The sequence below is a fragment of the Gilliamella sp. Gris1-4 genome (genome assembly GCF_001690335.1).
GTDB classification, from domain to species: domain Bacteria; phylum Pseudomonadota; class Gammaproteobacteria; order Enterobacterales; family Orbaceae; genus Gilliamella; species Gilliamella apicola_P.
In genome coordinates, this window is the sequence record NZ_LZHA01000082.1 from 1 (window position 1) to 21,787 (window position 21,787).

General features: G+C 35.8%; 20 protein-coding genes. 9 read left to right on the forward strand and 11 right to left on the reverse strand.

Annotated elements, in window-relative coordinates:
* From A9G31_RS11890 to A9G31_RS10125, 3 genes are all read left to right on the forward strand, one after another.
* The coding region (locus A9G31_RS11890) for a hypothetical protein (protein WP_176700391.1) at positions 1 to 1,346 on the forward strand (1,346 nt) is incomplete at its 5' end.
* A 465-nt stretch (positions 1,347 to 1,811) separates the two neighbouring features.
* Positions 1,812 to 3,020: a murein hydrolase activator EnvC gene (gene envC, locus A9G31_RS10120; RefSeq protein ID WP_065561537.1), complete on the forward strand. Its 1,209-nt coding sequence runs from the start codon at positions 1,812 to 1,814 to the stop codon at positions 3,018 to 3,020.
* Positions 3,008 to 3,850 (forward strand): divergent polysaccharide deacetylase family protein, encoded by an 843-nt coding sequence (locus tag A9G31_RS10125; protein WP_081299406.1) that lies wholly within the window; start codon positions 3,008 to 3,010, stop codon positions 3,848 to 3,850. Before envC ends, A9G31_RS10125 begins: the two co-directional genes overlap by 13 nt.
* A gap of 3 nt (positions 3,851 to 3,853) precedes the next feature.
* On the opposite strand, the gene rapZ is transcribed toward A9G31_RS10125, so the two are convergent.
* The 4 genes from rapZ to dsbB form a co-directional block, all read right to left on the reverse strand.
* A complete protein-coding gene (gene rapZ / locus A9G31_RS10130) occupies positions 3,854 to 4,702 on the reverse strand; it encodes an RNase adapter RapZ (RefSeq protein WP_065561539.1) in 849 nt (282 codons plus the stop codon).
* 90 nt (positions 4,703 to 4,792) lie between these two features.
* Complete coding sequence (locus A9G31_RS10135; RefSeq protein WP_065561540.1) at positions 4,793 to 5,386, reverse strand: XTP/dITP diphosphatase; 594 nt, start codon at positions 5,384 to 5,386, stop codon at positions 4,793 to 4,795.
* Between the two features lie 62 nt (positions 5,387 to 5,448).
* Positions 5,449 to 6,105 carry a bifunctional tRNA pseudouridine(32) synthase/23S rRNA pseudouridine(746) synthase RluA gene (gene rluA, locus A9G31_RS10140; RefSeq protein WP_065561541.1) on the reverse strand — a complete coding sequence of 219 codons (657 nt, stop codon included), beginning with the start codon at positions 6,103 to 6,105 and terminating at the stop codon, positions 5,449 to 5,451.
* Between the two features lie 79 nt (positions 6,106 to 6,184).
* Complete coding sequence (gene dsbB, locus A9G31_RS10145) at positions 6,185 to 6,718, reverse strand: disulfide bond formation protein DsbB (RefSeq protein WP_065561542.1); 534 nt, start codon at positions 6,716 to 6,718, stop codon at positions 6,185 to 6,187.
* A gap of 144 nt (positions 6,719 to 6,862) precedes the next feature.
* On the opposite strand from dsbB, the gene rluC reads away from it, so the two are divergent.
* Together rluC and A9G31_RS10155 are read left to right on the forward strand one after the other, a co-directional pair.
* On the forward strand, positions 6,863 to 7,846 hold the full coding sequence (gene rluC / locus A9G31_RS10150; protein WP_065561543.1) for a 23S rRNA pseudouridine(955/2504/2580) synthase RluC: 984 nt from the start codon (positions 6,863 to 6,865) through the stop codon (positions 7,844 to 7,846).
* Between the two features lie 23 nt (positions 7,847 to 7,869).
* Positions 7,870 to 8,532, forward strand: coding sequence for a histidine phosphatase family protein (locus A9G31_RS10155; protein ID WP_065561544.1), 663 nt, complete (start codon positions 7,870 to 7,872; stop codon positions 8,530 to 8,532).
* Positions 8,533 to 8,598: 66 nt separating this feature from the next.
* Here A9G31_RS10155 and A9G31_RS10160 read toward each other — a convergent pair whose 3' ends face one another.
* Positions 8,599 to 10,050, reverse strand: a complete 1,452-nt coding sequence (locus A9G31_RS10160; RefSeq protein WP_065561545.1) for a beta-barrel assembly-enhancing protease — start codon at positions 10,048 to 10,050, stop codon at positions 8,599 to 8,601.
* A gap of 186 nt (positions 10,051 to 10,236) precedes the next feature.
* Positions 10,237 to 11,958 carry a proline--tRNA ligase gene (proS, locus tag A9G31_RS10165; protein WP_065561546.1) on the reverse strand — a complete coding sequence of 574 codons (1,722 nt, stop codon included), beginning with the start codon at positions 11,956 to 11,958 and terminating at the stop codon, positions 10,237 to 10,239.
* 386 nt (positions 11,959 to 12,344) lie between these two features.
* On the opposite strand from proS, the gene A9G31_RS10170 reads away from it, so the two are divergent.
* Together A9G31_RS10170 and A9G31_RS10175 are read left to right on the forward strand one after the other, a co-directional pair.
* Entirely contained in the window at positions 12,345 to 13,643 is a 1,299-nt protein-coding gene (locus tag A9G31_RS10170; RefSeq protein ID WP_081299404.1) for a serine/threonine transporter, read from the forward strand.
* Positions 13,644 to 13,932: 289 nt separating this feature from the next.
* A complete protein-coding gene (locus tag A9G31_RS10175; protein ID WP_065561547.1) occupies positions 13,933 to 15,300 on the forward strand; it encodes an L-serine ammonia-lyase in 1,368 nt (455 codons plus the stop codon).
* On the opposite strand, the gene A9G31_RS10180 is transcribed toward A9G31_RS10175, so the two are convergent.
* From A9G31_RS10180 to xerD, 5 genes are all read right to left on the reverse strand, one after another.
* Positions 15,274 to 15,720, reverse strand: a complete 447-nt coding sequence (locus A9G31_RS10180; protein ID WP_065561548.1) for a helix-turn-helix domain-containing protein — start codon at positions 15,718 to 15,720, stop codon at positions 15,274 to 15,276. The genes A9G31_RS10175 and A9G31_RS10180 overlap by 27 nt on opposite strands.
* Positions 15,721 to 15,797: 77 nt before the next feature.
* Positions 15,798 to 17,177, reverse strand: a complete 1,380-nt coding sequence (gene mpl, locus A9G31_RS10185; RefSeq protein WP_065561549.1) for a UDP-N-acetylmuramate:L-alanyl-gamma-D-glutamyl-meso-diaminopimelate ligase — start codon at positions 17,175 to 17,177, stop codon at positions 15,798 to 15,800.
* 119 nt (positions 17,178 to 17,296) lie between these two features.
* On the reverse strand, positions 17,297 to 19,033 hold the full coding sequence (gene recJ / locus A9G31_RS10190; protein WP_065561550.1) for a single-stranded-DNA-specific exonuclease RecJ: 1,737 nt from the start codon (positions 19,031 to 19,033) through the stop codon (positions 17,297 to 17,299).
* An 81-nt stretch (positions 19,034 to 19,114) separates the two neighbouring features.
* Positions 19,115 to 19,813 carry a bifunctional protein-disulfide isomerase/oxidoreductase DsbC gene (dsbC, locus tag A9G31_RS10195; protein WP_065561551.1) on the reverse strand — a complete coding sequence of 233 codons (699 nt, stop codon included), beginning with the start codon at positions 19,811 to 19,813 and terminating at the stop codon, positions 19,115 to 19,117.
* A gap of 25 nt (positions 19,814 to 19,838) precedes the next feature.
* Positions 19,839 to 20,753 carry a site-specific tyrosine recombinase XerD gene (gene xerD, locus A9G31_RS10200; RefSeq protein ID WP_065561552.1) on the reverse strand — a complete coding sequence of 305 codons (915 nt, stop codon included), beginning with the start codon at positions 20,751 to 20,753 and terminating at the stop codon, positions 19,839 to 19,841.
* A gap of 473 nt (positions 20,754 to 21,226) precedes the next feature.
* On the opposite strand from xerD, the gene A9G31_RS10205 reads away from it, so the two are divergent.
* Together A9G31_RS10205 and A9G31_RS12275 are read left to right on the forward strand one after the other, a co-directional pair.
* Positions 21,227 to 21,529 (forward strand): IS3 family transposase, encoded by a 303-nt coding sequence (locus A9G31_RS10205; RefSeq protein WP_034915944.1) that lies wholly within the window; start codon positions 21,227 to 21,229, stop codon positions 21,527 to 21,529.
* A gap of 125 nt (positions 21,530 to 21,654) precedes the next feature.
* On the forward strand, positions 21,655 to 21,787 hold a 133-nt coding region (locus A9G31_RS12275; protein ID WP_141671448.1), incomplete at its 3' end, for an IS3 family transposase.

A 21,787-nucleotide genomic window follows, 5' to 3' on the forward strand; every position in this document is an offset into this window, starting at 1 on the left:
CGTATTTAACATTTGACGGTGGTCGAACCAAGGCAACCGATACAGACACATTTTTGGCAATCGAGTTGCCAGATGGAAGACGTATCACTCAGTCAACAAACACATCAAGTGTTACAAATCCGATAATGTTACCAAGTGGAAATTATACATTTAATGATATTCATACGGTATTGCCATCGGGTGCAACATCTATTAGTTTAAATAGTCTAATCAGCCAAGGGAAGTGGGGAGATGATGATGGGGATGGACAGGGTACAAATGGTGTTACTGCAACAGGGAATATATCGTTAGTAATAAAGGATAAAGATGGCACTACGGTTAGTCGTGGTGATACATTAAGTAAATGTAGTGCCCCTTATAAGGTCACTTTAGATAGTACAGGGGGAAGTTTAACTACACAGTATGGTTTGCCAAATAGAAGTACATTTAGTGGAGGCAGTGCGACGTATTACATCAAGCCGGATTCTTCTGGTAGTTGTTACTTTGTGCAATCGGTCAGGCCGAATTTGTTGTATGGTGGAACAAGAGGCATTGTTTCTAACGACTACCCCCGTTATGCCGGTCCATCTAGCATATGGTCTCCTACTAAGGGCTTTTTAGTTCAGTCAACAAACCCATCATCTTACGACAGAAACTTTCCAACAACAGGAGCAGATGGATTGTATTTTGATTTGGAGATTCCTGCTGGGATTGACGCAAGTCAGTTGAATTGGACAGTTAACACAAGTGGTAGTATAAGGGCAACGGTGAGATGGACAAGTCCGCTAACAGGGACATTCATAGACTCAAGGGGATATACTTTCCAAGCTGATGAATGGATTAGAGATAAATCCAAAAACGTAACACGGGTAACGTTAAATGGTCCTAGGGCAAGTAGTAGTCAGATAAGCTCAAGTAATCCTGGTTCACTTACACGTCCATCTTTGCCACAGACCTTCGAGTTGGTGGGAAGGGATAGTAATGGTAATGAGGTTCGGTATGGTTTTAAGTTAAGGCAGTGGTTCGTCCATCGGAGTAATAAAGGCGCTAGCGCTTCTAATCAAACAGCATGGTGTAATAGTTTGGGTTATCGTATGCTACGGGTAAGGGATTTAACCAATCCAAACTATGGCGATTTAGGCGCAGCCCCTAGCTCATCTGGTAATTATTATCAGCGTAATATAGGTGCTGGTTTTTTCACGGAGTGGGGCATCATGTACGACTACGCTGATGCGGGCTTCCTCACCACCGACTACTGGACGAGTGACGCAGCAAATAGCGCCCAGTTCCATGTCAACTCGGGCGACGGCTACGTCTACGGCAACGATGCCAGCTACTCCCGCTTTGGCCTTTGCACCGCACCTTAGTTCTTAGCGTTTAGTTCTTAATCCTTAGGGCGTGGGGGTGGTTATGGTGCTTGAGAGGACAATATAACAAAGAATCAAGCCCCCGCGTAAGTTGGGGCGTTTTCCTTAGGGTTGCGCCGTTGTGGCAGAGCCACAATAGCGCCCCCCCCCGCCGACGCTGAAAGTGTCGATGGCAATCTTAATGGATTACGCTGTGGCGGTTTAAAGCTGTGGTCACGATAGTTATTTTTAGTACTAAACTGCAACCATCTGAAACCACCGCATTTAATCTATTCCATTCATCAAAATAAAACCTCAATATCAGACAAAAATGGTTAGAAAAATATTAAATTTTTCATTCACAGCTTTTTACCAAATAAACAAATCCTTCCGCACCACCGGTGGTTTTCATTTTGCATCTTGCCGTGTTTATCGGTATAGTGACATTATCATTATTGCTTGGTTACAAATCATAAATACAACACCATGTCTATTTATCAAAAAATTCTTATTATTTTTCTTGTTGGATTAATGAAAGTTAATTTTTTGTATGCTGATGACAGTCAGCAACTACAATCTTTACGTCGCTCTATCGAGGAACAAGAAAAGCGTTTAGCACTACAAAAAAAGGAGCGTTCCGAGCTAGTTAATGATCTTAAGCAGCAAGAAACAGAAATTGCTAAACTTTTAACCTCAATTGAAAAAAATAATTTATCACTCAGAAAACTCGATCAAGAAATTAATAATTTGGTTAAACAAATTAATATATTAACAACAAAACAAAAACAGCAACGGACGGTATTGGCAAAGCAACTTGAAAGTGCATTTAAAATAGGGAATACAACAGAGCTGGATCTGATTTTTTCGGGTAAGAAAAGCGAGCTTAATGATCGAATAATTACTTATTACGGTTATATCAATAAAGCGCGCCAACAACAAATTAAGAATCTTGAAGATACGCAAATCCAATTAAACGAAAAGAGAGTTGAGTTGCAAAAAAAGCAAGCTTCGCATAAAACATTGCAAATTAAACAGAAGGAACAGCAAGCTGGACTTGAAACGAATCGTCAAAATCGCCAAAAAACGATAACCTCACTTGAATCATCAATGCAAGCAAATCAACAAAAATTAATCGGTTTGCGTAACAATGAGGCTAAATTACAAGCTAAAATTGCCCAAGCAGAAAAGGAAAGCCGACGCCTTGCAGAAGAAGAAGTAAGGCAAGCAAAACATATTGAAGAAAAGCAAAAAAATACCAGTTATACCCTAAATTCGGATGAAAAGGCACTTATGGCTCGTGTAAGTGGGATTGGTAAACCTCAACATCAGTTTAATTGGCCCGTTGAAGGTAGTGTTGCGCATCGATTTGGTGAATCACTTCAAGGTGAACTTCATTGGAAAGGAATGGTGATTAATGCTAAAGATGGTACTCAAGTTAGAGCTATTGCTGATGGTCGAGTTATATTGGCAAGTTGGTTACAGGGCTATGGTTTTGTTGTAGCTCTTGAGCATGGTAAGGGAGATATGAGTTTATATGGCTACAATCAGCGTATGTTGGTTGAGGTGGGCGATAAGATCCATATCGGTCAACCCATTGCGTTGGTTGGTTCAAGTGGTGGACAAAATACACCTGCTTTATATTTTGAGATTCGTCGTGATGGTAAGGCGCTTGATCCAAGAGGATGGCTAAAATAATGCGTTATTTTATCAATTTATTTTTTACCATATTTTTGACGTTAAATATCCAACATGCATGGGCAGCAAAACTTGCAATAGTTATTGATGATTTTGGCTATCGACAGCATAATGAAGAGCAAATAATCTCATTTTCGCCTAATATTACTATTGCAGTTCTACCCAATTCTCCTAATGCTAAACGTATTGCAACTATTGCTCATGACAGCGGTAATGATGTGATCATTCACTTACCTATGGCTCCATTAGGTAAACAACCTTTGGAAAAAGATACTTTATTTCCTTCTATGAATGAAGCTGAAGTAAATCGGATTGTCACAAGTGCGGTTGCAAAAGTGCCTTATGCCATTGGTGTTAATAATCATATGGGAAGTTTGATGACATCAAATCTTACCGGAATGACAAATGTTATGAAAGTATTAAGTCATTATTCGATGTTTTTTTTGGATAGTAAAACAATCGGTAAAACGCAAGTAAAAACAGCAGGGGGCGATTATAATATTCCAGTGTTAACGCGTGATGTTTTTCTGGATGATCAGCAAAAAGAAAGTGCCATTAGCCAGCAATTTGATTTGGCCGTAAGATTAGCACGCAAAAATGGCGTTGCTATTGCTATTGGTCATCCTCATCCTCAAACAGTTAATGTATTAAGGTCGAAGATTGCTAATTTACCTGTAGATATTGAGTTAACTAAACTTAGTCAATTGGTTATGCCAGTATCAATACCAGCTCAAGCGCCAGTTAAACGTAAAGCTACATTGAAAGATATTTTGGGGAAATGTAAAAAACGCATTGAGGAAATATCGAATTTCAAAATTGAAGAAGAATAGTCATTACTTCTTTTCTAAAGTTCGATGGCGAATTTTTACTTGTTTGTTTTGTGCTTTAAAAAATGCGGCTAATTGTTCAGCAATAAAGACAGAACGATGTTGACCACCTGTACATCCAATAGCAATGGTTAAGTAACTGCGGTTGTTTTTTTCTAATAAAGGTAGCCATTGATTTAAGTAATTGGCAGTTTGATAGATAAAATTGGATACTTCATTGTGTTGTAATAAATATTCTTTTACCGGCTCATCTAATCCTGTGAGTGGGCACAGACTTACCTCCCAATGTGGGTTAGGTAAAAATCTGACATCAAATACAAAATCAGCATCAACCGGTAAGCCATGTTTAAAACCAAATGATTCAAAAATGATGGTTAATTCACGCTCTTTTTTACCTAAAATTCGTGATCTTAATATGTCAGATAGCTCATGGACTGACAGGTTATCGGTATTTATAATAAGGCTTGCATTTGATTTTAAAGGTTCAAGATATTTTTCTTCAAGGTCTATTGCTTCTTCAAGAGAATAGTGTTGGTTAGTTAATGGGTGTATGCGTCGTGTTTCACTATAGCGCCGAATTAATGTATTACGGCTACAATCGAGAAAAAGAATTTCAGGTGTTACCGATTCGGGTAAACGTTGAAATATATCATTATTAAAATCAAATCGTTCAGGCAAGTTTCGAATATCAATGCTAACTGCAACTGGAGTGTTATGGTCTTTTAATGAGTCGGCTAATTGAGGTAATAAAACAACAGGAATGTTATCAACACAATAATATCCCATATCTTCTAGAGCACGTAGTGCGATTGATTTGCCCGAACCGGAGCGACCACTTACTATCATTAAAATCACAATATTAACTCCAATATCATTAATGCATTAAGTATATACTGTTTACTTCTTAATATGCAATTTCGTGTGTAAATAATATTGCTATCATTGCTAAGCAGTTTTAATTTTTGCAATCAATTGTTTTAGTGCTTGGCCTCGATGTGATATTTGGCTTTTCTGTTCTTTTGTTAGCTGTGCTGCGGTACAGCCTAGCTCTGGTACATAAAAAAGTGGATCATAGCCAAATCCCCCATCACCTTGTTCTTCATTTAAAATTAAACCATCCCATTTTCCTAAGCAGATGATAGGTGTTGGGTCGTTTTCATGTCGCATAAAAACTAGCGCACAATAAAAGTAAGCGGTGCGTTTTTCTTTTGGGATATTTTGTAATGCTTTAAGTAATTTTTGATTGTTACTTTTGTCGTTACCGTGTTCACCTGCATAACGAGCAGAATAGATCCCTGGTTGCCCATCAAGTGCATCGACCGCTAAACCTGAATCATCAGCAATGGCGGGCAGTCCAGTTAATTTGGCAGTGTGCCTTGCTTTTAAAAGTGCATTTTCAATAAATGTTAGGCCTGTTTCGTCGGCATCTGGTACATTAAATTGGCTTTGTGCAATAATATCAAAACCTGCATTAGCGAGTAATGTTTGCAATTCATTGACTTTGCCTTGATTATTCGTTGCTAAAACAATTTTTTGCATTTTAATTTCCTTTATATCAGTTGTTTATCTGACTGGCTTAAGCAGATTTTATATTCCTGTTTTTAAAAATCGGGTTCACAACTAAACGTCATACTTTCGCCTGTTTTAGGGTGGTTAATTGTTAGTAATTGAGCATGCAATAGCAACCTTTTAGACATAGCAAAGGCTTCAGAGTGGGCATAGAATTTATCGCCTAAAATAGGGTGACCAATGGCTTGCATATGTACCCGTAATTGATGTGATCGCCCAGTAAACGGAAATAATTGCACTCGTGTTGTGTTGTCTGGATTGCGTGAAATGACTTGATACTCTGTCAGCGCATGTTTGCCATTTTCTAAATCGACCATTTGCCTTGGCCGATTGGGCCAATCACAAATTAGTGGTAATTCAACACGGCCAGAATCTTGCTCAAGATGTCCATGCACTATAGCAATATAGTTTTTTTTAGGAATACGTTCACGAAACTGTTTTTTTATCTCTCGATCGGCGAGTTTAGAAAGTGCGGCAACCATTATACCACTGGTTGCCATATCTAACCGATGCACGGATTCGACATAGCTATATTTTTGTTGCAATCGGTGAATAATACTATCAATAAATTGAGGTTTATTGCCTGAAACCGACAAAATACCCGGTTGTTTATTAACAACCACAATGTGGTCGTCTTGATGCAAAATTGATAGCCAAGGTTCAATAGGTGGGTGGTATTCCAAAAGCATTTATGTGTGACGTTTTGTAAAATAAAATTGCCACACATTCTAACAAACTCAACAAAAAGTGCCAGTTTTATAAATAAAGTTATTTACTCCAGATTGAGCTTTTTGAGGATGGAAAGACCTGAGATATTAATACGGCCAAACCAACAATAAGATAGCAAGCAAAGATAATAATCATCCATTGTGACATTTCAATTGTTAAAAAAGTCCAAATTTTATCGGCGCATGAACCATAAGCATTAAACAAACTAGGAAACCACGAATCTAATGGTAGCCAAGCAGGAAAGTGTACGTTAATTGAGCAGGTATCATTTAGATTAGGTTCAAATTGTAGATGAGCATGAAATGTTGCTAATGAAAAGCCTTTATAGGCGCTAAAAAGCCAAATGAAAATACCTATTAATCGAACAATAATGTTGCGAGGAGCAATCAGTCCAACAATGCTAGCCAACATGATACCAAAAATAGCGCAACGCTGATAAATGCAGAGAGTACAAGGCGCTAGCCCTAAACCATGTTGAAAATAAAGTGCGGTTATTTCAAAAGCAAGAGTAGAAAAGAACAATAAGGACCAAGCTAATCTAGCTTGTGAGTATTGATTAAGCAATGATAACATACTATTTTATTCCCTCATATTTCGATATAATCTTCTTTTTAATTATATTAAATATAATCTATCTTATTTTTATTACGATAGTGTAGTTTATTTTTGAGTAATGTAAAACGATTTTATTTATTGACGGCGGATTAATCATTCCTTATGCACTCAACGGTTCCACATACAAAACTACAAGTCTCATTTGTTACTATTTCTGAGGAAAATGCGACACAACGTATTGATAACTTTTTAATCACCTATTTAAAAGGTGTGCCAAAAAGTATGATTTATCGCATTTTAAGAAAGGGTGAGGTTCGTGTTAATAAAAAACGGATTAAACCTGAATATAAATTAAATATTGGCGATGAAATTCGTATTCCTCCTGTTCGTATGACTGAAAAATCCACGCCAGAGATTTCGACCAAGCTTAATAAAGTCGCTGATTTAGAAAAGGCAATCATCTATGAAGATGAGGTAATGTTGGCAATTAATAAGCCATCAGGTATTGCTGTTCATGGTGGTAGTGGCTTAAGTTTTGGCGTAATTGAAGGATTACGCGCCTTAAGACCTGAAGCGAAATTTTTGGAGCTGGTGCATCGCATAGATCGCGAAACATCGGGCGTGTTATTGATTGCCAAAAAACGTTCAGCACTAAAAGCGCTACACGAGCAGTTGCGTCTGAAGCAAATGCAAAAAAATTATTTGGCGCTTGTTAAGGGGAATTGGCCTTCTGAATGTAAAGTAATACAAGCCCCACTGCTTAAAAATGTATTAAAAAGCGGTGAGCGTGTGGTAAAGGTTGATAAAGAGGGTAAGCCTTCTGAAACGCGTTTTAAAGTTGAGGAGCGCTTCAATTTTGCCACTTTGATTAAAGCAAGTCCTGTTACAGGGCGTACACACCAAATTCGCATACACACTCAATACGCAAGTCATCCAATTGCTTTTGATGATCGTTATGGCGATAGGCAATTTGATGCGTTATTAGCTGATACTAAGCTTAATCGTTTATTTTTACATGCAGCAAGTGTAATGTTTATTCATCCTAAAAGTTTGCAAGAGATGCAATTAAATGCACCAATGGATGATGTTTTGCAGGCTTGCTTGTCATATCTAAGAAAAGATAAATATGAAAAAACAGAATCTTAAAATAAAAAAGGTAGTTAGTACGAATGAAAGATATTAATTTATATTTAATTAGACATGGTCAAACGCAGTGGAATATTAAAGATCAGATGCAAGGTTCTCAAAATTCACCTTTAACAGAGCAAGGTATTTTTGGTGCTAAAGTGACAGGACAGCATTTAAAAAATGTTCCTTTTATGCAAGCATACTCAAGTACACAACAACGAGCTATGGAAACTCGAGATTATATTGTTAAAGAAAATAATATAGTTATTCCTACTTTTGAGCTTGCTGATTTGCGTGAGATGGATTTTGGTATTTGGGAAGGCAAGAAAGTCCCTCAATTGAAAAAGGAGTTTCCAGAATTTACTACTTATTTGACAGATCCTGCTAATTTTGATGCTTCGGTCAATCAAGGTGAAAATTATTTTGATACCCTTTTGCGTATGAAGCAGGGGTTAAATACTATTGTAAAAAATGCACCTCAAGATACGGGTAATATTTTGGTTGTGTCACATGGAACGGTATTACGTATATTACTTTGTGTTTTAAATGGTGGTGATTGGCGTTTACATCGTGATGAGGATTATTTCCCTCGAATGTTAAATACTAGCATTAGTGTGGTTAATTATAAGCAAGGTAATGAACAATCTGAAGGGACATTTACTGTAAAATTCTTCAATAATGTGGATCATTTAGCTGATAAATAAGTATTTTGTTATCTTCTCGACTAATGGGTGCGTAAATAATTAGTCGAGAAGGTTTTGTTAATAAAATTATCGTTTATAAGCTGCATAACGTTTTTGTAGCTGTTTTAATTGATTAATTCTTGCATCAATTTTGGAAATCATTGTCTGATCGCCTTTTGTTTGATTCTTAGCATTTTGTAGTAGTTGAATGGATTGTTGAAATTGACCTTCTAATGCAATTAATTCCGCTCTAGCACTCATTTCTTTTGCTCTTGCATGTAATCCCCCGTAAGCAGTAACGAGTAATTCCCATCCATTTGAGTCATCATTATGGTCAAAAGTATAGCGATGTAACAAGCTTACGGCTTGTTGATAGTTTTTGTTTTTTATATACGAATTAGCCAAGTTTAGTTGCAATGCAGAACTGTTTGGTGATTTTTTTAATGCTGCTTGTAGGCGAGTTATTGCAGTGCTGCTATTGTTGAGCGCTAAATCAATATCAGTCATTAAATCAATATACCAAATATTATTGGGATCACTATCTAATAATGGCTGTAGTTGTTGTTTCGCTTTTTGATTATTTCCACTTAGATTATCAGCTAAAGCATTAGCATAAATAATAGCTGTTTTACTTTGTTCATTGTTTAGTTTTTTATAATCTTCAACTAATAGCTTTGCGGTATTTTTATTTTTAGCCATTAATATGGCCAATCGAGCTTTCGCTAAATAGTAGTTTAATGACGGAGATACATTTTTTTTGCTATATTGCAATGAACGATTTCGAATATCGGTTAATCGGCTGTTAGGTAATGGGTGAGTAAGTAAAATTTCGGGAGCTTTACTACTAAATCGACTTTGATCGGCAAGTTTTTGTAGAAATTCTGATGAAGCATAAGGATCAAACCCTGCTTTAGCAAGCGTTCTTAAACCAACACGATCGGCTTCTTGTTCATTACTTTGCGTAAAACTAATCATATTTTGAGCTGATCCTGCCATGGTGCTTGTCATTGCCGCCATGCCAGCTTCGGGATTGGCTAATGTTAGTAGTAGAGAGCCTAATGTTGCACCCCAAACATAAGGGCTATTACGGTTTTGGTTTTCCATTGCTCTGGCTAAATGGCGTTGGGTGACATGGCCAATTTCATGAGACATAACAGAGGCTAATTGGCTTTCATTGTCGGTGTCTAATATTAGTTTAGAATGAATGACGACATTTCCACCAAAAAAAGCAAATGCGTTAAGTACGTCACTTTTCATAATATAAAAATGGAATGGCGTTTTTACTGATTCTGATTTTGATACTAATTTTTTGCCTAGATCATTAATATATTGGTTTAAAACAGGGTCGTTTATTATGGGAGCACTTGCTCGTAACATTCGCATATAATAATCGCCCATTTCCATTTCTTGACCAATGCTAAGCGTTGTGGCTGCCGCAGTACCAATATCAGGGAGGTTAATATTATCAGCATAAACGATAGATGTACTTTGTAATAATAATGAGGTGGATAATACCAATGCGATTGTTTTTTTTAACATTATTCTAACCAATTAAAATAAGAGTTGCGTTGATTTATTCTAGCTGAAAAAAACAACAATATCACTTTGAATTTATAATTAAGGGTTTAACTTATTTGATGTAATATGTGTTATGAATAATAATGTTTATTCTTGAATTGGTAAAATAACAACAACTATATTAATACGTTGTTGTTATTTTGATTTTTATGCTTTTTGACGGCGGCTTTGGATAAATTCAATGATTTTGTTAACTTTCACCATTTCTTTATCACCACCGGAACGGTGTTTGTATTCCACTTCTCCATTATCGAGATTGCGTTCACTAATTACGATAGTGTGAGGGATCCCGATTAGTTCCGCATCAGCAAACATCACGCCAGGGCGCTCTTTTCTATCGTCAAATAAAACTTCAATGCCAACAGCTTGTAAATCAGCATAAAGTTTTTCGGCTGTTGCTTGAACTTTTTCGGATTTGTGCATGTTCATTGGAATAATGACAACGCTAAATGGAGCAATCGCTTCTGGCCATACAATACCACGATCGTCATGACATTGTTCAATTGCAGCAGCTACAATTCGGCTTACTCCAATGCCGTAACAACCCATAATCATAACGTGGTTTTGTCCATCTTCACCTTGGACTGTTGCTTTCATTGCTTGTGAGTATTTAGTACCAAGTTGGAAGATATGTCCCACTTCAATACCTCGTTTAATTTGTAATGTGCCTTTGCCATCAGGGCTAATATCTCCTTCAACCACATTACGGATGTCTTCAATGCGAGGTAAAGCAGTGTCACGTTCCCAATTGATATTAAAATAGTGTTTATGGTCAATGTTTGCACCAGCACTAAAGTCGCTCATAACAGCCACATCACGATCGATAATAATTGGCATGTTTAGATTTATTGGACCTAGCGAGCCTGGCCCTGCATTCACAATCGTACGGATTTCTTCTTCGGTTGCAAATTTAAGTGGTGAGGCAACGATATCGATTTTTTCAGCTTTGATTTCATTTAATGTATGATCACCTCGAACCAGTAAAGCTACTAATTGATGACCACTCTCTTTCGTGGCTTTAACCATCAAGGTTTTTACGGTTTTTTCAATCGGTAAATTGAATTGTTCGACTAATTCGTCAATAGTTTTGGCATTAGGAGTATCGACTAACTCCATTGCTTTTGTAGGTTCAGCGCGTTTTTGTGTTGGTGCTAATGCTTGAGCCATTTCTATGTTAGCCGCATAATCAGATTCGGTTGAAAAAACAATATCATCTTCGCCACTGTCGGCTAATACTTGGAACTCATGTGACCAGTTACCACCAATTGATCCTGTATCAGCACGCACCGCTCTAAAGTTTAAACCAGCACGTGTAAAAACTGCGCTATAGGCTTTATACATTTCATCATAAGTTTCTTGTAATGATTCTTGTGTAGTATGGAAAGAGTATGCATCTTTCATAATAAATTCACGTGAACGCATCACACCAAAGCGAGGGCGTACTTCATCTCGAAATTTGGTTTGAATCTGATACACGTTAAGTGGTAATTGTTTATATGAGCTAACTTCATTACGTAGTAAGTCTGTAATGACTTCCTCATGAGTTGGGCCTAGAACAAAATCACGGTCGCCACGATCTTTAATACGTAATAATTCAGGGCCATATTGTTCCCAACGTCCGCTTTCTTGCCAAATATCAGCAGGCTGTACAACTGGCATTAATACTTCTATTGCACCGGCTTTATTCATCTCTTCACGGACAATATTTTCTACTTTTTTAAGTACGCGGTAACCAGTGGGAAGCCAGGTATATAATCCAGCAGCCACTTTGCGGATCATGCCTGCACGTAACATTAATTGATGGCTAATGACTTCAGCATCAGCAGGGGTTTCTTTTAACGTAGAAAGAAGATATTTACTGGTTCGCATAAATTTATCCTAAAAAAATTTATTTATAAATATATATGATAAAAATGTGAGCTAGTTTAGCAGTACCAAGCGTAACACTAAAGTAATTTTATTGTTATTTTTAATATGGAATTCTTGTAATACCTCCAACTCAGCATTAATAAAGTATGTTTTTAAATTATAGTCGCTAAATACAGATTATTTGGCTATAGAATGGCAGTATGTTTTACTTTTTTGTATCAATATTAATGCTTTATTAATTTTTATTTTGCTAGGTATCAAATTGGATATTTTTCATCATATTGATTATATTTAATTTTTTGTTGTTTGTGTGATAAAGATCACTTTGTAAAAGTTATTAAATTGATATCATATGCGCAGAATTTTAGATTGAGGAGTAGTTCAAAATGAGTACGTTAATGACTAACGAAAATGTAATAGATTCATGTAAAGAATCAAAATTACCTAAATGGCGAAAAAGTGATACGTTATGGATGCTTAGCCTTTATGGTACAGCGATTGGTGCTGGAGTACTTTTTCTACCAATTAATGCAGGTGTCGGTGGGTTAATTCCGTTGCTGGTTATGTTGGTTCTTGCCTTTCCTATGACATTTTTTGCTCATCAAGCTTTGTGTCGATTTGTATTATCAGGTAAAAGTCGCGATGGCGATATTACCGTTGTTGTTGAAGAGGCTTTTGGGCGCACAGCAGGAAACTGGATAACTGTACTTTATTTTTTTGCAATTTACCCAATATTATTAGTATATAGCGTTGGTATTACAAATACAGTAGATAGCTTTATGGTTCATCAATTAGGAATGGAGTCATTACCACGAGCTTTACTTTCATTTGTTTTAGTTGCATTTTTAATGTCAATTGTTCACTTTGGCGAAGAACTTATTGTTAAAGTTATGTCAATATTAGTTTTTCCATTTATTGCCGTTTTAATGATTTTAGCGTTATTTTTAATTCCTGAGTGGAATGGTGAAATTTTTACCAATTTGTCTTTTGGTAGTAGTGACGGAGAACAAAGTATTTTAATGACACTTTGGTTAGTTATTCCTGTTATGGTTTTTGCATTTAATCATTCTCCAATTATTTCATCTTTAGCGGTAGCTAAACGTAAAGAATATGGTGACGTTTATGCTGAACCTAAATGTACTAGAATTATTGCAGCAAGCAATATCATGATGGTTGTAACAGTGGTGTTTTTTGTTTTTAGTTGTGCGCTTTGCTTGTCGCCTGCTGAACTTTTAGATGCAAAAGCTCAAAATATCTCAACGTTGTCATATTTGGCTAATCGATTTAATTCACCTGTTATTGAGTATATTGGTCCTCCAATTGCATTTATTGCAATGGCTAAATCGTTTTTAGGTCACTATCTAGGTGGTAAAGAAGGATTTAATGGTGTTGTTAATAAATTTTTGCGTAGCCGTAATAAAACAATTTCAGAAAACAAACTTGATAAATTAGCTATTGCCTTTATGTTTGTAACTGCTTGGGGGGTTGCAACATTAAATCCAAGTATTTTAGGTCTTATTGAATCACTTGGTGGTCCAATTTTAGCTGTGTTGTTGTTTTTAATGCCAATGTATGCAATTCATAAATTACCTGTACTAGCAAAATATAAAGGAAGGCTAAGTAATGTGTTTATTGTTGTTATGGGATTAGTTGCAATTTCAGCCGCTATCTATAATTTATTATAAAATTTAATTCATGGGTAATTACCACTTACTTGTTTATTTAATATATAAAACCTACTGGCATTCGTTGGTAGGTAAATACAGCTACTAGTAAAATAATCTACCGATATAGCAAGAATTAACTATTAATGGGTATTAAAACTTATTTTCATAATCTCAAAAGTGATACCTAGGTATCAGTATGGGGTAAGTGGCAAGATGATTATTGGCTATTTTATTAGCAAAAGTTAATTCGTAAAGATATCACTAGGATAGCAGTATTAATTTAAGTTTTGCATCAAAAGGGAAAAATATGAGTTCGGTATTTGAAATATTTAAAATTGGCATTGGACCTTCAAGCTCACATACAGTAGGACCAATGAGGGCAGGGAAGGCATTCATAGATCAACTAATCAGTAATAACATGATGGCATCAGTAACAAAAATTGTGGCTGATGTTTATGGCTCTTTGTCGTTAACAGGCAAAGGTCATCAAACAGATATTGCTATTATTATGGGATTAGCTGGCGAAAAACCTGATTCTGTTGATATTGATAGTATTCCAAGTGTTATCGAAAAACTTAGCCAAACTCAGCGGTTATCTATTTACAATGATCGTTATGAAATCGATTTTCCGTTGGAAAGTTGTATGGTGTTTCATTCTAAATTTTTACCATTACATGAAAATGGTATGACTTTGAGTGCATATAGCGGCGATAAATTAGTTTTTCAGAAAACTTATTATTCTGTTGGCGGTGGTCAGATTGTTGAAGAAGAGCAGTTTGGTCAACAAGAGCAGGATTCAGTAAAATTTCCTTATCCATTTGCTTCAGCTGAGCAATTATTAAAACATTGTGAAGATAACTCATTATCAATTTCTAGTATTATGATGAAAAATGAGTTGCAAATACACTCTTATGAAGAAATTGAATCCTATTTTTCTCGTGTTGGGCAAACTATTTTGGAATGTATCAAACGAGGTATGAATACAGAAGGGCTATTACCAGGACCACTTAAAGTTCCTCGTCGTGCGTTTTCGTTATACCGTCAATTGTCTACCACTAAGGATAAATTTATTAGTGATCCAATGGTGATTATTGATTGGGTAAATATGTTTGCGCTTGCAGTTAGTGAGGAAAATGCAGCAGGAGGACGGGTAGTTACTGCGCCAACAAATGGTGCATGTGGCATTATACCTGCTGTGCTTGCTTATTATGATAAATTTATTAATCCAGTTACACCTGATATTTATATTCGTTTCTTTCTAACTTGTGGCGCAATAGGACAACTTTATCAAATAAATGCTTCTATTTCTGGTGCAGAAGTGGGATGTCAAGGGGAAGTTGGCGTTGCTTGTTCTATGGCTGCGGCAGGACTTGCTGAGCTTTTAGGCGGTAATCCTCAACAAGTATGCATGGCGGCAGAAATAGCAATGGAGCATAACTTAGGCTTGACTTGTGATCCAGTTGCAGGCCAAGTTCAGGTTCCTTGTATTGAGCGAAATGCCATTGCCGCAGTAAAATCGATAAATGCGACAAGAATGGCTTTAAGACGAATTACTGCAGCAAAAGTATCTTTAGATAAAGTTATTAAAACGATGTATGAAACAGGAAAGGATATGAATGCAAAATATCGAGAAACGTCGCGTGGAGGGCTAGCAATTACGGTTCATTGTAATTAGGTTGTTGCTATTTTTCTGTCGAATTCGCCGATTGCAAAATCGGCGAAACATTAGATTGTATTTAATGTTTCCAGTGCATGTGTTAACTTTAGAGCGCAAGAAATCATTTTCTGTTAGTACATCTACCCGTTCAGTTTTTACTTTTCGTTGTTTTCTTTTTCGTTTTGGTTGTTTTGCTGAGGCAATATGGATAACTTCGTTATAGGCAAGTAAATTATTAAGTTGATCAAGTTCTCCTAATCCACGAAGGACAGAAATTAATGTTTGTAATGTAATTGATTCGCCTTGTTCAATACGTTTTATTGTTGCAATGCCTATTTCGGATTTTTGCGCAAGTTCTAGTTGGGATAAATTTTTCTCAATTCTGGCTAATTTTATTCTGCGACATAGCATAGCAATCATGTCGGTAGTTTCATTCATGAAATATCCTTTTTTTTGATATGCCACATGATGTGGCATATATCATATTACTATTTATATTATTTTTAGACTAGCGGTTATTGTTCTTGGTTTTTTATTTGTTTCTTCTTTAAGTTTTCTAAAATCTTTTTATGGATACCATTAAAGCCGCCATTACTCATAATTAAAATTGCATCGGTTGGTTTAGCTGATTTTGTGATCATTTCAACCAACAAATCGATATCACCACTCCAGTAAGCGGGTTGAATACAAGCATCAACCACATCAGCCACTAGCCAAGGTAGTTGTTCTGGTTGGAATATAAAAATTTCATCAGCTCGACCAAGTGATGGGGCTAGTTCATCTTTAGATACCCCTAATTTCATCGTATTTGAGCGTGGTTCAAGTACGGCTAGAATGCGACGATTAGCTCCTATTTTACTGCGTAATGCTTCTAATGTGGCTAAAATTGCAGTTGGGTGGTGGGCAAAGTCATCATAGATTTCAATATTATTAACTTCACCATAAAGCTCTAATCGTCTTTTAGCATTGACAAAAGAACCTAGTGCTAAACAAGCATCAGCAGGCTCAATGCCCACATTATGGGCGGCTGCAATTGCCATTAGTGCGTTATGCATATTGTGTTCGCCAACTAATGAATATTTTACTTCGCCTACTTTTTTATTGTTAAAGTAAACCGCAAAATGACTCGCATCATTATTCATACGTTGTGCTAGCCAGCCGTTTTCTGATTCTGTGAATGCTTTTTGGCTCCAACAACCTTTAGCTAATACTTGTTTTAAATTTACATCTTCTTGTGGTGAGATAATTAATCCATTGCTCGGCACTAAACGAACTAAATGGTGAAATTGTTTTTGAATAGAACTGAGATCATCAAAAATATCTGCATGATCAAATTCTAGATTATTCATGATAAGTGTTTTTGGGCAGTAATGCATGAATTTTGAACGTTTATCAAAGAACGAGCAATCATATTCATCTGCTTCAATAACAAAATAATTGCCTTCACCTAATCTTGCGGATACATCAAAATTACCCGGTACACCACCAATAACGAATCCTTGCTTGTAATCTTGCTTTTCTAAAATCCAATTGACCATACCCGCAGTTGTAGTTTTACCATGAGTTCCAGCAATAGCTATGACCCAACGATCCCGTAATACATTGTCATGTAACCATTGAGGTGCTGAAATATAAGGAATGTTATTATCTAAAAGATATTCTACACAAGGGTTACCTCTTGATAGCGCATTGCCAATAATGACTAAATCAGGTCTTGATGTCAGTTGTGATGGATCATATCCTTCAATGATATCAATGTGTTCTTTTTGTAAAAGTGTGCTCATTGGTGGGTAAACATTTTTATCTGAACCCGTTACTTTATGACCTAGAGAGCGAGCTATTAAAGCAATCCCTGCCATAAATGTGCCACAAATTCCAAGAATATGAATATGCATTTTGAATCCTTAACATTGTATAAAAGTTATATCGATAGTATTGGGTAACCATTGCTTATTTGATTGGTAAACAGATGTAAATTCAGAGCAACCTTGTAATTATAATCGATTCTGATTGTTTATGCGAGTGGCCATAGATGCCGAACCATTAATAGTGGAGCTTGGTTGCCACGAAATTCATCAACATCTAAATGGTATACTATTTTCACATTTTTTATCGATTGATCAGGCCATAGTTGTCTATTTACATTAAAAAAGACCCCTTCAATAAGTGGACCACCGTTTTGGGGTTCTAGTACTAGTTTTAGGTGTTTGTCTGAAAGTAATCTCTGTTGATGAATAATGAATTCACCGTCAAAAATGGGAGTGTAGAATCCTTCTCCCCATGGTCCTGATTCTTTTAATTGTTTGGCGATTTCGTAAGTAAGATCTTGGCTATCTATTTCACCGTCAGTTTCAATAATTGGTTCTAGCAAATCGGGTTCTAAGCGTGCATCTAAAAGTGTTTCAAAATTATTTTTAAAACGTTCTAAATCTTCTTCTCGAATAGTTAACCCAACAGCCATTGCGTGACCTCCAAAACTGATTATTAGATCAGGATTTTTCTGATTTAATTCATCAAGAAGATCGCGTAAATGAACGCCTTTAATTGAACGTCCGGAGCCCTTTAGAAAACCATCTTCTGTTGAAGCGAAAGATATGACTGGTCGATGATATTTATCTTTTAAACGTGACGATAAGATCCCAATAATGCCTTGATGCCATTCTGGATGATGAAACACGAGTGAATTAGGAATTGTGATATTTTGTTTTTCAATTTCTTGAATGAATGATAAGGCCTCTTTATGCATCATTTGCTCAATTAACTTTCGATCACTATTGAGATTATCCAAATCCATAGCTTTGTTGATTGCTGAATCATAATTATCACAAAGTAGTAATTCAACTCCCAATGACATATTATCCATTCTACCTGCTGCATTTAATCGTGGCGCTATATAAAAAGCTAAATCGGTAGACGTAAGATTAATAGGATCTTTTTTAGATACCTGTAATAAGGCTTTGATGCCCTCACAACAATAGCCAGCTCGTATTCTGTTTATACCCTGATGAACTAAAATACGATTGTTATAATCAAGTCTAACCACGTCAGCAATAGTGCCTAAAGCAACTAGATCTAATAAATTTGCTACATTATATTCAGCTAAATTGTTGTCAGAGAACCAATTTTCTTGCCGTAATTTTGCTCGTAAAGCTAGCATAAAGTAAAAAGCTACACCCACCCCAGCTAAATGCTTAGATGGAAATGTACAATTAGGTAAATTAGGATTGATTATGGCATCGGCATTAGGTAGTAGCTCAGGGCATAAATGGTGATCAGTAATAATGACTGACAATCCTGATTGCTTAGCAAAATCGACAGCTTCAATAGCAGATATTCCGTTGTCAACGGTAATAATAAGTTGTGCATTTTGTAAAATGGCTTTTTTAACAACCGAAACACTTAATCCATATCCATCATTAAAGCGATCAGGAATGATATAATCAACAAATTGGTAGCCCATATTTTTTAAGGCTCTGATGGTTAAAGCAGTACTGGTGGCACCATCAGTATCAAAATCACCAACAATCATGATTTGCTGATTATTTTTCATTACTGAATAAAGAATTTCGACTGCCTTTTCAATACCATCTAGTTTATCGTAATTACATAGATTGCGTGTGGTGTAATCAAGATCTTGCATGCTAGTAACACCACGCAATGCATAAATCCGTTGTAATAATAACGGAATATCATCAGAAAATTCTGGAAGTACTTCAGGTAATTTGCGATGTTTTAATTTACTTTTTTTCATAATTTATATGCTAGCGCATTTGCGCTAACATGTGTTTTCATTTTAATTTACATTTTAGTAACAATAACTGCTAATTTTTATTTAGTTTTTGTGATCAAGAAATTCAATTAGTTTATCTGCAGGCACGTAACCTGAAACAAGTTGGCCGTTAGGTAAGACAATTGCAGGTGTGCCGCCAATCCCTAACTTTTTACCGACATTAAATTGTTGTGTTACATAAGGTATCATGCTGCTTGCTGGCGAAATTGTATTACCTTTGTATGCATTGTCAAATGCAGCTTTGCGGTCAGCCATGCTCCAAATAGATTGCATGTTTTTGCCAACATCACTGTTAGCACCTGCTCGAGGGAATGCAAAATAGTGAACTGAAATACCCGCTTCTAAATACTTATCAATATTTTCATGTAACAGTTTACAGTAATGGCAAGTATAATCAGTAAATACTGAAATGATGTATTTTTCATTTTTAGCTTTATAAATAATGGCATCTTTTTCAATTGATTTTATTAGGCTAAGATTGATGCTGTTAGCAATGTTTTCTGGTTCATCACCTTGTAAATCAAAAATAGAACCTTGAATTAAGTATTTACCATCTTTAGTAACATATACAATACCTTCTGGCGTGCTAACGCTTTTAAAATCTTTAATTGGACTATCAAAAATTTTTGATTCTTTGCTATCGTAACCGAATTTATCTAAAGATTTTGCAATTTCATTATTACTTGCTAATACTGAACTTGAAATTAACGCTAAGCCTAAACATATAACTAATTTTTTCATTCAATTATCCTTATTTTTGTCAATCCTATGCTCGAGGATGATGTTTACTATGTAACTGTTTTAACCTTTCCGTTGCAACATGTGTATAAATTTGTGTAGTTGATAAACTGCTATGCCCAAGCAACATTTGAACGACGCGCAAATCTGCTCCGTGATTAAGAAGATGTGTTGCAAAAGCATGTCGAAGCACATGAGGAGAAAGTGCTTCAATATTTATACCGATTAGTATGGCATAATATTTAATTCGATGCCAGAAAGTCTGTCGTGTCATTTTTTTTCCTAATCGGCTTGGAAAAAGCACATCAATAGGTCCATTTTTTAAAAGATCATTTCTGGCATATTTAAAATAATATTCAAGCCAATAAATTGCTTCTTCTCCAAGTGGGACTAAGCGCTCTTTATTACCTTTACCAATTACTCTTACTACACCTTGACGTAAGCTAACATCGCTAATTTCTAAATTTACTAATTCAGATACGCGTAAACCGGTGGCATAAAGTACTTCCAACATCGCTTTATCCCTAAGTTCAATGGGATCTTCTATGCTTGGCGACTCTAGTAGCGCATCGACTTGCGATTCAGTTAAGTCTTTAGGTAATTTTTTAGGAAGTTTGGGGGATGATAATACTGCAGAAGGGTCATCAGTGCGATAATTTTCTTGATATAAATACTGAAAAAAACGTTTAGTTGCACTAAGCAAACGTGCTGAACTACTTGCTTTATACCCATCTTCTACTCGTTGCATTAAAAAGTTTTGTAAATTAAACGTTTGAGTTGTTAGGAATGTGACATTTTGCTGTTGTAAAGATTGACTTAGTGCCAACAAATCAAGTTTATAAGAAGCAATGGTATTTTCAGCTAAGTTCCTTTCTAGCCACAATGAATCTAGAAAACGGTCTATTAACATTTTATTTTGGGCAAGTGTATCTTGGCTAGACATCAAAATTATCTCTACATTACATTTATTCTTTATATTATATACTAGCTGTCAATAAGTTGCAGTTTAAGTAAAAATTGCTATTTTTAGTTGTACAAATTTCTACACATTAACAAAAGTCAGGTTATTTAAATCGCTTATTCAATAAAAAGTTTAAGTAGCTGTCAATTACTGGCTTAACTAACAGAAATTATTCATATTAAACAACATTCATTTAACATTTTTTTTAAAAAAAGATTAAATTTCACACTAAAATTGTGTATGCTTTTTAGCTAAGCTGTCTGTTGTTTCAACTCAGTAATGCTGAGTATAAGATATAAAAAATAATTAAATAGACAGACTGATTTTAAAATTGGATATAAGGAGGAGGAAAAACATGTCAAACGAACTTAATCGTCTGGATCGGCTACACTAATTAGTACCAGTTTTATAAGGTCATTGTTATGATAAACTAAAAATAAGAGAAGGTAACAACAATGGCAATCGATTCATCACGAAGAGCAAAACGTAGCTTTACTAACGAGTTCAAAAAACAAATGGTCATGCTATATCAAAATGGTAAAAAACGTGCGGATATCGTCGCAGAGTATGACCTCACCAAATCAGCATTAGATAATTGGATAATGCAGTACCAAACTACCGGCTCATTCATCGCAAAAGATAATCGTCGAACTGAAGAGAACGAACTTATCGCGCTACGCAAAGAGAATAAACGTTTGTTAATGGAGAATGATATCCTAAAGCAAGCGGCGTTGATAATGGGAAGAAAATCGAGTTAATTTTACATAATAAGCATCGATACAGCTTACGTGCATTATGTCGATGTTTAAATGTAACCCGAAATCGTTTCTATTATCAACGGCAATTAACGCAGCAATCACAAGATATATCGCTGAGTGAAATAGTGGGTAAAATTTTTAATACTAATTATCGTGCTTATGGTACAAGGCGTCTGCAAGCAGAGCTGAGAAAGCAAGGCATAACCGTATCTCGACGCCGAATAGGTCGAATCATGGCGAAAAATGGCTGGGTTTCGA

Bases quoted from the DNA above. Each gene is read 5' to 3' on its own strand.
- envC (WP_065561537.1), top strand. From the start codon at position 1,812: ATGTCTATTTATCAAAAAATTCTTATTATTTTTCTTGTTGGATTAATG.
- A9G31_RS10125 (WP_081299406.1), top strand. From the start codon at position 3,008: ATGGCTAAAATAATGCGTTATTTTATCAATTTATTTTTTACCATATTT.
- A9G31_RS10135 (WP_065561540.1), bottom strand. From the start codon at position 5,386: ATGCAAAAAATTGTTTTAGCAACGAATAATCAAGGCAAAGTCAATGAA.
- rluA (WP_065561541.1), bottom strand. From the start codon at position 6,105: ATGCTTTTGGAATACCACCCACCTATTGAACCTTGGCTATCAATTTTG.
- dsbB (WP_065561542.1), bottom strand. From the start codon at position 6,718: ATGTTATCATTGCTTAATCAATACTCACAAGCTAGATTAGCTTGGTCC.
- rluC (WP_065561543.1), top strand. From the start codon at position 6,863: ATGCACTCAACGGTTCCACATACAAAACTACAAGTCTCATTTGTTACT.
- A9G31_RS10155 (WP_065561544.1), top strand. From the start codon at position 7,870: ATGAAAGATATTAATTTATATTTAATTAGACATGGTCAAACGCAGTGG.
- A9G31_RS10160 (WP_065561545.1), bottom strand. From the start codon at position 10,050: ATGTTAAAAAAAACAATCGCATTGGTATTATCCACCTCATTATTATTA.
- proS (WP_065561546.1), bottom strand. From the start codon at position 11,958: ATGCGAACCAGTAAATATCTTCTTTCTACGTTAAAAGAAACCCCTGCT.
- A9G31_RS10170 (WP_081299404.1), top strand. From the start codon at position 12,345: ATGAGTACGTTAATGACTAACGAAAATGTAATAGATTCATGTAAAGAA.
- A9G31_RS10175 (WP_065561547.1), top strand. From the start codon at position 13,933: ATGAGTTCGGTATTTGAAATATTTAAAATTGGCATTGGACCTTCAAGC.
- A9G31_RS10180 (WP_065561548.1), bottom strand. From the start codon at position 15,720: ATGAATGAAACTACCGACATGATTGCTATGCTATGTCGCAGAATAAAA.
- mpl (WP_065561549.1), bottom strand. From the start codon at position 17,177: ATGCATATTCATATTCTTGGAATTTGTGGCACATTTATGGCAGGGATT.
- recJ (WP_065561550.1), bottom strand. From the start codon at position 19,033: ATGAAAAAAAGTAAATTAAAACATCGCAAATTACCTGAAGTACTTCCA.
- dsbC (WP_065561551.1), bottom strand. From the start codon at position 19,813: ATGAAAAAATTAGTTATATGTTTAGGCTTAGCGTTAATTTCAAGTTCA.
- xerD (WP_065561552.1), bottom strand. From the start codon at position 20,753: ATGTCTAGCCAAGATACACTTGCCCAAAATAAAATGTTAATAGACCGT.
- A9G31_RS10205 (WP_034915944.1), top strand. From the start codon at position 21,227: ATGGCAATCGATTCATCACGAAGAGCAAAACGTAGCTTTACTAACGAG.